An 11,101-nucleotide genomic window follows, 5' to 3' on the forward strand; every position below is an offset into this window, starting at 1 on the left:
GGGTCAGGGTCCCCTCTCGACGGGATCGGTGCTCACCTGGCGTACCTCGGCGGCGGAGCCGACCGCGCGGACCAGCCGCCGCTCGACGGCGAGGATCCGCCGCCGGCTGCCGGTCAGGTCCTGCGGCCCGTGCACGTCGAAGACGTGCACGTAGAGAATCCCGGCGTCCCGGTCCACCTCGACGATCAGCGTGCCCGGCACCAGCGAGATCGCCTCGGCGGTGAGCGCCAGGTTCAGGTCGGTGCGCACGCGCAGCCGGACCGCGATGATCGCGCCCCGGGGCTGGTAGCCGAACCGCACCGCGACCCCGGCGACGTGCACGCTGGCGCTGACCAGCTCGCCGACGAAGCGCGCCGCGAAGACCAGCAGCGCACCGGGCCGCAGCCGGCCGCCGAAGGAGACCGGCGGCAGCGGGAAGAACAGCAGCACCGCCCCGGCGACGAGCAGCCCGGCCGCCAGGTTGCCCCAGGAGAAGTCGCCCCAGAGCAGGTTCCAGGCCAGCACCAGCCAGCCGTACGCGATCAGCCGGTCCCGCCGCACCCGGCCGCGCGGCGGCGAGCCGGATTCCGGGGTCACGGATCACCGCCGGGCAGCACGGAGCGGATGTACGGGGTGCGTTCGCGCAGGTCCGCCGCCGCGTCGGCGGTGACGTCGAACAGTGGCCCGGCGACGGCGGTCAGCGTCAGCCCGAGCACGACCAGCGCGACGGTCGCGCCCACCATCAGCGCGGGCAGCCGGACGACCGGCTCGGTCGTGGCCAGCCGGGGGGCGCGCCAGAAGGCGATGTTCCACACCCGGGAGGCCACGTAGAGGGTGAGCAGGCTCGTCACCGTCCCCGCCGCGACGAGCGCCCCGGGCAGCGGCCCGCCGGCCGCGACGCCGGCCTGGAGCAGGCCGAGCTTGCCGAGGAAGCCGGAGAACGGCGGCACGCCGGCGAGATTCATCGCCGGGACGAAGAAGAGCACGCCGAGCATCGGGGCCACCCGGGCCAGCCCGCCGATCCGGCGCAGGTCGGTGCTGCCGGCCCGCTCCTCGACCAGCCCGGCGACCAGGAACAGCGTGGTCTGGATGGTGATGTGGTGCACCACGTAGAAGATCGCGCCGGAGAGCCCGGCCACGGTGCTCAGCCCCACCCCGAAGATCATGTAGCCGATGTGGCTGACCAGGGTGAACGAGAAGAGCCGCTTCATGTCGGACTGGGCGACCGCGCCGAGGATGCCCACCACCATGGTCAACCCGGCCACCACCAGCAGCAGCCCGGCGAGCTGGCCGCCGGGGAACAGCAGCGTCTCGGTGCGGATGATCGCGTACACGCCGACCTTCGTGAGCAGGCCGGCGAAGACCGCGGTGACCGGGGCCGGCGCGGTCGGGTAGCTGTCCGGCAGCCAGGCCGACAGCGGGAAGACCGCCGCCTTGACCCCGAAGGCGAGCAGCAGCATCAGTTGCAGGCTCATCCGTACGCCGTCGGGCAGCGCGTCCAGCCGGTGCGCCAGCTGGGCCATGTTCAGCGTGCCGGTGGCCGCGTACACCAGGCCCACCGAGGCGAGGAAGACCATCGAGGAGAGGATGCTGACCACCACGTACGTCGAGCCGGTGCGGATCCGGGTCTCGGTGCCGCCGAGGGTGATCAGCACGAAGCTCGCGGCCAGCAGGATCTCGAAGCCGACGAAGAGGTTGAACAGGTCGCCGGCGAGGAACGCGTTGGTCACGCCGGCGGTCAGCACCAGGTAGGTGGGGTGGTAGATGGTCACCGGAACGGTCTCGCCGAAGTCCCCCTGCCCCTGGCCGACGGAGTAGAGCAGCACGCACAGGGTCACCGCCGAGGAGACGACCAGCAGCAGCGCGGCCAACTGGTCGGCGACCAGCACGATGCCCACCGGCGCCGACCACCCGCCGACCTGGAGCACCACGGGTCCGTGCTGGTACGCCTGCACCAGCAGCGCCACCGCCACCGCCAGCGTGGCGCTCAGGCAGGTGACACTGACCACCCGTTGCACCCCCGGCCACCGGGCCAGCAGCAGGGTCAGCGCCGCGCCCAGCAGCGGCACCACCACCGGCAGGGGCAACAGCCTGCTCATCGGGCGCCCCGGTCCGCGTACCCGGTCATCCCGGGCCTCCCCCGGGCCGGGGCCGGCGCGGCGGCTCGGGGTCCACCTGCTCGGGGTCGCCGTTCGGGCCTTCGCCGCCGAGGTCGGCGGCGAGGGCCTCGTTGCGCTCGGCCGCCTGCCTGATCTGCCGGTCCTCGATGTCGTCGGGCACCTCGTCGTCGCCGGTCAGATACCAGCTGCGGTAGCTCACCGCCAGCAGGAACGCGGTCAACCCGAAGGTGATCACGATGGCGGTGAGGACCATGGCCTGCGGCAGCGCGTCGCTCAGGGTGCCGGTGGGCGCCGTGCCGACGATCGGGGCGGCCCCGGCGCGCCCGCCCAGCAGGATGAGCACGTTGACCCCGTTGCCGAGCATGATGACGCCGAGCAGGATCCGGCTGAGGCTGCGTTCCAGCAGCAGGGTTACCCCGCAGCCGACCAGCACCCCGGCGGCGACGACCAGCACCAGCGTCGGCCCCGCGACGCCCGTCCTCACGTCCGGTCCCCGTTCCGGTCGACCCGCAGCCCGCCACCGGACTCGCCGGCCGCCTCGATGTTGCGGTCCACCTCGGCGCCGAGGCTGCGCAGGATGTCGAGCACCAGGCCGACCACCACCAGGTAGACCCCGATGTCGAAGAAGAGGGACGTGACCAGGTAGAAGTCGCCGACCAGCGGCAGCCACAGGTTGATCCGGGCGCTCTGGAGCACCGATCCGCCGGCGGCCAGCGCGACGACCCCGGTGCCGATCGAGACGAAGAGGCCGGCGCCGAGGATCGTGCCGGCGCCGACCGGGGCGGCCTCGGCCAGCTCGTAGCGACCGCCGGCCAGGTAACGCACGGCCAGCGCCAGGCTCGCCACCAGGCCACCGGCGAAACCGCCGCCGGGCGCGTTGTGACCGGAGAAGAGCAGGAACAGGGAGAAGACCACCACGGTGTGGAAGACCAGCCGGGTCACCACCTCCAGCACGATCGAGCGCTGCCGCTCGTGCAGGGTGGCCCCGCCGCGCAGCCAGACCGGGTGGCCCGCCCGCTGGACCTGCGTCGACGGTTCGGGGCGGCGGGGGCGCGGCCCGGTCCGGGACCGCTGGAAGATCAGGCTGGCCACGCCGGTCGCGGCCACCACCAGGACCGACAACTCACCCATCGTGTCCCAGGCCCGGATGTCGACCAGGGTCACGTTTACCACGTTGTGCCCGTACCCCTGGTTGAGGGCCAGGTCCGGGAACGCGTCGGAGATGGTGGGCGCCTGCCGGGCCGAGGCGGCGGTCAGGGCCAGCCCGCCGGTCACCACGCCGGCGGCCGCCCCGATCGCGCGGCGTACCCACCGGCTGCGTCGTGGGCGGGCCGAGAACCGTTCCGGCAGCCGCCGCAGCACCAGCACGAACACCGCGATGGTCGCGGTCTCGACGAGGAACTGGGTCAGCGCCAGGTCCGGGGCGCCGTAGATCACGAAGAGCATCGCGGTGCCGTAGCCGGTCATGCCCACCAGCAGCATCGCCGTCAGCCGCCGGCGGGCGCCGATCGAGAGCACCGCCGCGACGGTCACCACGGCCACCACCACGACCTGCAACGGGCTGTCCCAGAGGGCGATCCGGTCCTGCCACGGGCGGGTGGCCAGCATCGCCCCGCCGGGCACGACGGTGAGCACGACCAGGATCACGCCGAGGTACTGGGGCAGGGAGCCCCGCTGGGTGGCGCCGGTGACCTCGATGGCGAACCGGTCGAAGCGGCCGATGAGCCACTCGTACCCCTGGTTCCCGCCCACCGGGGCGCGCAGCCGGGCCAGCGCCGGAGCGAGCGGGCCGCGCAGCGCGTGCAGCGCCGCGCCGCCGGCCACCGCGAGCGCGGTGAGGCCGAGCGCGGGGCTGAGGCCGTGCCACAGCGCCAGGTGCTCGCCGACGACGCCGAACAGCTCGGCGTACGGGCGGAGCAGGCCGTCGAGGATCCCGGCGGCCGGGCCGGCGACCAGCCCGACGACGGCCAGCAGGGCCGGTGGTAGGAGCATCGACGCGGGGACCCGCCCCAGGACGGTCGGCTCCACGCCCGGCCGGGTGGCGAACGCCCCCCAGACGAACCGGGCGCTGTAGGCGACGGTGAGCGCGGTGCCGACCACCAGCACGGCGAGGACGACCGGCCGGTCGGTGAAGGCGGCCAGCACCGCCTCCTTGGCGACGAAGCCGACAAGCGGCGGCAGGCCCGCCATCGACGCGGCGGCGAGCACCGAGACGATGACGAGCAGCGGGGCGCGGCGCCCCAGCCCGGACAGTTCCCGCAGGTCGCGGGTGCCGGTGCCGTGGTCGACGATGCCGACGACGAGGAACAGCGGCGCCTTGAACAGGGCGTGGGCCAGCAGCATCGCCGCGCCGGCCAGGGCGGTGTCGGGGGTGCCCGCCCCGACCGCCACCGCGAGCAGGCCGAGCTGGCTGACCGTGCCGTACGCCAGCAGCAGCTTCAGGTCGGTCTGCCGCAGCGCCGCCCAACCGCCCGTCAGCATGGTGGCCAGGCCGGCGACCACCACCACCGGCCGCCACGGGCCGGCGCTCGCCAGCACCGGGGCGAGCAGCCCGATCAGGTAGATGCCGGCCTTCACCATCGCGGCGGCGTGCAGGTACGCGCTCACCGGCGTGGGCGCCGCCATCGCCACGGGCAGCCAGGAACTGAACGGCAGCAGCGCCGACTTGGACAGCGCCCCGGTCAGGATCAGCAGGACCGCCGTGACCAGGTACGCCCCGCCCGGCAGTGGACCGGCGGCGATCTCCGACCACCGGTAGGTGCCGGCGTGCTCGCCCAGCATGATGAACCCGACCAGCATGGCCAGCCCGCCGAGCGTGGTCACGGTCAGCGCCTGCGCCGCCGCCCACCGGCTGGAACGCCGCTCGGTGCTGTGCCCGATCAGCAGGTACGAGAAGATCGTGGTGAGCTCCCAGCAGACGTAGAGCAGCAGCACGTCGTCGGCGAGGACCAGACCGAGCATCGCCCCCGCGAAGGCCACCAGCACGGCCGCGAACCGGGCCACCCCGGTCGGCTTCGGGCCGAAGTAGCGGGCGCTGTAGACCAGGACCAACGCGCCGACACCGCCGACCAGCAGGGTCATCAGCCAGGACAGGGTGGTCAGGCGCAGCGCCAGGTCGACCCCGAGCTGCCGGATCCACGGGTACGTCTCGACGACCGCGCCGCCGTCGTGGACGGCGGGGGTGCGGGCCAGCGCCCAGCCGAACGCCGCCGCCGGCGCCAACGCCAACGGGTAGCAGGCGCGCGGACCCCACCACCGGACGAGCAGCGGCGCCACGAGGGCCGCCACCAGGTGGAGGATCAGCAGTACGAGCACCCGCGCTCCCGGTCGAGGTTGCTGCGGCGCGCGCCGGAGGTGGGACGGCACCTGATGCGATCACACGCCAGTTCGTCGCCCAGCGGGCCATTTTGCGCGAATCCCCCCAATTTCCCCCAATCCCTCCCCCTCCCTCTCCCCACCCCCTCGCCCCCTCGCCCCCGCGCCCCCGCGCCCCCGCGCCCCCGCGCGATCTTGCACTTTGTGCCCGGGCAAAGGGGTCATTCGTGGCATCCGCGGGGCACGAAGTGCAAGATCGCGGGAGTGGGGATGGCGGCGGCCGGGAGGGTGCGGGCGCGGCGGGGCCGGGGTGTGCCGGTGGGCCTGGGTTGCCCTTTGTGGGGTGGAGGCGGGTCAGGCGACGGGGGCGTCAGCGGCGGGGACGACGGCCGCGGGGACGACGGCCGCGTGGATGCCGGCAGGGGGGAGGGCGGTCGTGGGGGTGGCGGGGTCCGGGGACGGGCGGTCGCGACGGGGCTCCACCAGCAGATCGGGACGGCCGAGCTGGATCACGACCTTGTTGACCACCCGGTGGGCGGCGGCAAGGGAGCGCACCGACAGCAGGCGGCCCCGGCTTTCCCGGCGCAGCACGAAGTAGTGCACCGCGGCCCGAACCTGGGCCCGATCGGCGGCGCTGGCCTGGGCGGTGGAGACCACCAACTCCCGGAGCGCGGCGGCGAGCCGCTCGGCCAGCTCCAACTCCGGCCCGGACAGGCCCGCGCGGACGACGGCGAGATGACTGTCGACCTTTCGGATGAGCACGTCGGTGCCGGGCTCGAAGCTCCGCTGCTCGACGGTCATCCGATCCCCTCCACCCGGTCGACACCCAGAGTGAAGTTACTTTATGTTGTGTTACCCAAGCAAGCAGTTAAGTAAGACTTAACGTAACGAACAGCACAACCACCGCGTATCTGCCATCATCCGGCAGATCGGCCCTGCATGGCGGCCCGATTGTCACACGGTCGGGGCAGGATGGATGGCGTGACGGATGTGATGGCGGGTTTCGGCGCGGCCACCCGGGAATGGTTCAGCGCCGCGTTCGCCGCACCCACCACCGCCCAGACCGGCGCCTGGGAGTCCGTCGCGGCCGGGCGCAACGCGCTGGTGGTGGCGCCCACCGGTTCGGGCAAGACGCTTGCCGCCTTCCTCTGGTCGCTCGACCGGCTGGCCCGCGAGCCCGCCCCGGCCGATCCCCGGCACCGGTGCCGGGTGCTCTACGTCAGCCCGCTGAAGGCCCTCGCGGTCGACGTCGAACGCAACCTGCGCACCCCCCTCACGGGCATCCGGCAGGCCGCCACCCGGCTCGGCGTCGCCCCACCGGAGATCACCGTCGGGATGCGCACCGGCGACACCCCCGCCGACGAGCGGCGGGCCTTCGCCCGCACCCCGCCCGACATCCTCATCACCACGCCCGAGTCGCTGTTCCTGCTGCTCACCTCCGCCGCCCGTGACTCCCTGCGGGGCGTCGAGACCGTGATCGTCGACGAGGTGCACGCGGTGGCCGGCACCAAGCGCGGGGCCCATCTCGCGCTCTCCCTGGAGCGGCTCGACGAGCTGCTCGCCGCCCCGGCGCAGCGGATCGGCCTCTCCGCCACCGTCCGGCCCGTCGATGCCTGCGCCCGGTTCCTCGGCGGCGCCCGTTCCGTCGACGTGGTCGCGCCGCCCGCCGCCAAGACGATCGAGGTCAGCGTCCAGGTCCCGGTGGAGGACATGACCCGCCTCGACGAGCAGGAGTCGCCGCAGGACGATCCCGGTGGGTTCGGCTCCCGGCGGGCGTCGATCTGGCCGGCGGTGGAGGAGCGCGTCTTCTCCCTGGTCAGGGCACATCGCTCGACAATCGTCTTCACCAACTCCCGGCGTTCCGCCGAGCGACTCTGCGCCCGGCTCAACGAGCTGGCCGCGGAGGATCGGGCCGATGGCGCGACCGCCGAGGATCCGGCCGGTGACGCGACGGCCGCGCGGCCCGCCCGGCGCGGCGATCCGGGCGCCCCACCACCGCGGGTCGGCCGGGCGCCGGCGGAGCTGATGGCCCAGGCCGGCGGGGCGTCCGGCGCGCCGCCGGTGATCGCCCGCGCCCACCACGGCAGCGTCTCCCGGGAGGAGCGCAAGCACATCGAGGAGGCGCTCAAGTCCGGCCAGCTACCGGCCGTGGTCGCCACCTCCAGCCTGGAGCTGGGCATCGACATGGGCTCCGTCGACCTGGTGGTGCAGATCGAGGCGCCGCCCAGCGTGGCCGCCGGGCTGCAGCGCGTGGGCCGGGCCGGCCACCAGGTGGGCGCGGTCTCCCGTGGGGTGGTCTTTCCCAAGCACCGGGGCGACCTGCTGTCGTGCACCGTGGTTGCCGAGCGGATGGCCGACGGCGCCATCGAGGAGCTGCACCACCCCCGCAATCCGCTCGACGTGCTGGCCCAGCAGATCGTCGCCATGGTCGCGCTGGAGCCATGGCGGGTCGGCGACCTGGCCGTGCTGGTCCGCCGGGCGGCGCCCTTCGCCGAGCTGCCCGACTCGGCGCTGCACGCCGTGCTCGACATGCTCTCCGGCCGCTATCCGTCCACCGCGTTCGCCGAGCTTCGGCCCCGGCTGGTCTGGGACCGCGCCACCGACACGCTCACCGGCCGCCCCGGCGCGCAGCGGCTCGCGGTGACCAGCGGCGGCACGATCCCCGACCGGGGTCTCTTCGGAGTCTTCCTGGCCGGAGCCGAGCGGGCGGCCCGGGTCGGCGAGCTGGACGAGGAGATGGTCTACGAGTCGCGGGTCGGCGACGTCTTCCTGCTCGGCTCGTCGTCCTGGCGGATCGAGGAGATCACCCCCGACCGGGTGCTGGTCTCCCCGGCGCCCGGGCAGGCGGCCAAGATGCCGTTCTGGAAGGGCGACCAGCTCGGCCGCCCCGTCGAGCTGGGCCGAGCCATCGGCGCCCGGGTCCGGGCCCTGCTGCGGCAGGACGACGGGGCGGCGATCGCCGCGCTGCGGGCCGGCGGGCTCGACGACTGGGCCGCGGGGAACCTCATGGCCTACCTGCGCGAGCAGCGCGCCGCCACCCGATCCCTGCCCGACGACCGCACGGTGGTGGTCGAGCGGTTCCGCGACGAGCTGGGCGACTGGCGGCTGGCGGTGCACAGCGTGCTCGGCGCCCGGGTCAACGGACCATGGGCGCTGGCGATCGGCCGGCGGCTCACCGAGCGCTACGGGCTGGACGCCCAGGTGATGCCCTCCGACGACGGCATCGTGGTCCGATTGCCCGACACGGCCGACGAACCGCCCGGGGCCGACGTGGTGGTCTTCGAGCCGGAGGAGATCGTCCAGCTCGTCGAGGAGTCGGTCGGCACGTCCGCGCTCTTCGCCTCCCGGTTCCGGGAGTGCGCCGCCCGGTCACTGCTGCTGCCCCGCCGCGACCCGCGCCGCCGCCAGCCGCTGTGGCAGCAGCGCCAGCGCGCCGCCCAACTGCTCGACGTCGCCCGCGAGTACGCCGACTTCCCCGTCACCCTGGAGGCCGCGCGGGAGTGCCTCCAGGACGTCTTCGACCAGCCCGCGCTGGCCGAGCTGATGCGCGACCTGGCCGCCCGCAAGGTGCGCCTGGTCGAGGTGGAGACCCCCCAGCCGTCGCCGTTCGCCCGGTCGCTGCTCTTCGGCTACGTCGGGGCCTTCCTCTACGAGGGCGACGCCCCGCTGGCCGAGCGCCGGGCCGCCGCGCTCGCGCTGGATTCGACCCTGCTCGGCGAGCTGCTCGGCCGGGTCGACCTGCGGGAGCTGCTCGACCCCGTGGTGCTGGCCGAAACCGAGCGGCAGCTGCGCTGGCTGACCGAGCAGCGTCGCCCACGCGACGCGGAGGACGTGGTCGAGCTGCTGCGCGTGGTCGGCGACCTCTCCGAGGCCGAGCTGACCGAGCGGGGCGTCTCCCCCGGGTGGCTCACGGAGTTGGCGGCGGCCCGTCGGGTGCTGCTGGTGCGCGTCGCCGGCGAGGAGCGCTGGGTGGGCATCGAGGACGCGGCCCGGCTGCGCGACGCCCTCGGCGTGGCCCTGCCGGTCGGGGTGGCGGAGGCGCACCTGGCCCCGGTGGCCGATCCCCTCGGCGACCTGGTCGCCCGCTACGCGCGTACGCACGGGCCGTTCGCCGCCGCCACCTGCGCGGCCCGCTTCGGGCTGGGCGTGTTCGTGGTGGAGCAGGTGCTGCGGCGGCTCGCCGCCACCGGTCGGGTCGTCGCCGGCGAGTTCAGCCCCGACACGGCCGGCAGCCAGTGGTGCGACGCGGAGGTGCTGCGGCTGCTGCGTCGTCGCTCCCTGGCCGCCCTGCGCCGGGAGATCGAGCCGGTGCCGCCCCGCGCGCTGGCCGCGTTCCTGCCCCGCTGGCAGCAGGTGGGCTCGTCCGCGCGGGGGGTGGAGGCGCTGGCCGCCGCCGTTGAGCAGTTGCAGGGTGCGGCGGTGCCGGCGTCGGCGCTGGAGCGGCTGGTACTGCCCGGCCGGGTCGCCGACTACTCCCCCGCCCAGCTCGACGAGCTCTGCGCCAGCGGGGAGGTGCTCTGGGCCGGCTCCGGGGCGATCTCCGGCGGGGACGGCTGGGTCACCCTCGCCTACGCGGACGTCGCGCCGCTGCTGCTCGCCCCGCCCGAAGAGGCGCTCGCCCGTACCCCGCTGCACGACGCGGTCCTGGACGCGCTCGGCGACGGGCAGGCGCTGTTCTTCCGGTCGCTGTCTGACCGGGTCGGCGCGACCGACGACGCCGCGCTGGCCGCCGTCGTCTGGGACCTGGTCTGGGCCGGTCACCTCACCAACGACACGCTGGCGCCGCTGCGGGCGGTGCTCGGCGGCGGCGGGGCCCACAAGTCCCGCCCCACCGCGCCGCGCACCCGCTACCGGCGACCCGGCCGGGTGGCCCTGCCGAGCCGGGGCGGGCCGCCGACCGTCGCCGGGCGCTGGTCCCGCCTGCCGGAACGCGACACCGACCCGACCCGTCGCGCCGCGGCGCTGGCCGACGTGCTGCTCGAACGGCACGGCGTGGTGACCCGGGGCGCGGTGGTGGCCGAGCAGGTGGCGGGCGGCTTCGCTGCGGTCTATCCGGTGCTCTCCGCGCTGGAGGAGCGCGGCGCGGCCCGCCGGGGCTACTTCGTCGAGGGCCTGGGCGCGGCGCAGTTCGCGGTGCCGGGCGCGGTGGACCGGATCCGGGCCCTGGCCGAGCCCACGGACGGCGGGCGGGGGCGCGCGGGGTCCGCCCTGGTGCTCGCCGCAACGGATCCGGCCAGCCCGTACGGTGCGGCGCTGCCCTGGCCCGAACGGGCGGTCGACTCGGGCGACGGGCCCGCCCCGGCGAGCGGACACCGGGCGGGGCGCAAGGCGGGCGCCGTGGTGGTGCAGGTCGCCGGCGACCTGGTGCTCTACGTCGAACGCGGCGGGCGCACGATCCTCTCCTTCACGGCCGACGCCGACACGCTGGCGGTGGCCGGCAAGGCGCTCGCCGACGCGGTCCACTCCGGCGCGCTGGGCCCGATGTCGGTGGAGCGGGCCGACGGCGAGGCGGTGCGCTCCTCGCCGCTGCGCGACGCCCTCACCGCCGCCGGCTTCCGCACCACGCCGCGCGGCCTGCGCCTGCGCGGCTGACGCACGCCGCCCCGTCCCGCCGCGCGCCGTCCTGACGTACCGCGCCCCGCCGTGCCGCGCCGTGCCCTGGACCGGATCGGCGCCTTCGAGGCGTT

The 11,101-nt window shown here is 74.9% G+C and carries 5 protein-coding genes and 1 pseudogene; 1 reads left to right on the plus strand and 5 read right to left on the minus strand.

Going from position 1 to position 11,101, the window contains the following annotated elements:
- Nucleotides 1-3: 3 nt before the first annotated feature.
- The 5 genes and pseudogenes from ABZ809_RS22200 to ABZ809_RS22220 form a co-directional block, all read right to left on the minus strand.
- Nucleotides 4-576, minus strand: a complete 573-nt coding sequence (locus ABZ809_RS22200; RefSeq protein WP_357564472.1) for a Na+/H+ antiporter subunit E — start codon at nt 574-576, stop codon at nt 4-6.
- The gene (locus tag ABZ809_RS22205; protein WP_357564473.1) at nt 573-2,078 is read right to left on the minus strand and encodes a Na+/H+ antiporter subunit D; all 1,506 of its coding nucleotides are present in this window, start codon (nt 2,076-2,078) and stop codon (nt 573-575) included. The genes ABZ809_RS22200 and ABZ809_RS22205 overlap by 4 nt, the downstream gene beginning before the upstream one ends.
- Nucleotides 2,079-2,103: 25 nt before the next feature.
- Entirely contained in the window at nt 2,104-2,583 is a 480-nt protein-coding gene (locus tag ABZ809_RS22210; protein ID WP_357564474.1) for a Na(+)/H(+) antiporter subunit C, read from the minus strand.
- Nucleotides 2,580-5,414, minus strand: coding sequence for a Na+/H+ antiporter subunit A (locus ABZ809_RS22215; protein ID WP_357564475.1), 2,835 nt, complete (start codon nt 5,412-5,414; stop codon nt 2,580-2,582). The genes ABZ809_RS22210 and ABZ809_RS22215 overlap by 4 nt, the downstream gene beginning before the upstream one ends.
- A gap of 459 nt (nt 5,415-5,873) precedes the next feature.
- Nucleotides 5,874-6,215 (minus strand): annotated as a pseudogene (locus ABZ809_RS22220) (hypothetical protein); the annotation flags it as partial.
- A gap of 192 nt (nt 6,216-6,407) precedes the next feature.
- Between ABZ809_RS22220 and ABZ809_RS22225 the strand changes: the two are divergent.
- Nucleotides 6,408-11,006 (plus strand): ATP-dependent helicase, encoded by a 4,599-nt coding sequence (locus ABZ809_RS22225; RefSeq protein ID WP_357564483.1) that lies wholly within the window; start codon nt 6,408-6,410, stop codon nt 11,004-11,006.
- The last annotated feature ends 95 nt before the right edge of the window (nt 11,007-11,101 follow it).

The sequence above is a fragment of the Micromonospora sp. NPDC047074 genome, from assembly GCF_040643815.1.
Lineage (GTDB): Bacteria > Actinomycetota > Actinomycetes > Mycobacteriales > Micromonosporaceae > Micromonospora.

Excerpts from the sequence above, each read along its gene's own strand:
- ABZ809_RS22205 (WP_357564473.1), bottom strand. The coding sequence starts at position 2,078 with ATGAGCAGGCTGTTGCCCCTGCCGGTGGTGGTGCCGCTGCTGGGCGCG.
- ABZ809_RS22225 (WP_357564483.1), top strand. The coding sequence starts at position 6,408 with ATGGCGGGTTTCGGCGCGGCCACCCGGGAATGGTTCAGCGCCGCGTTC.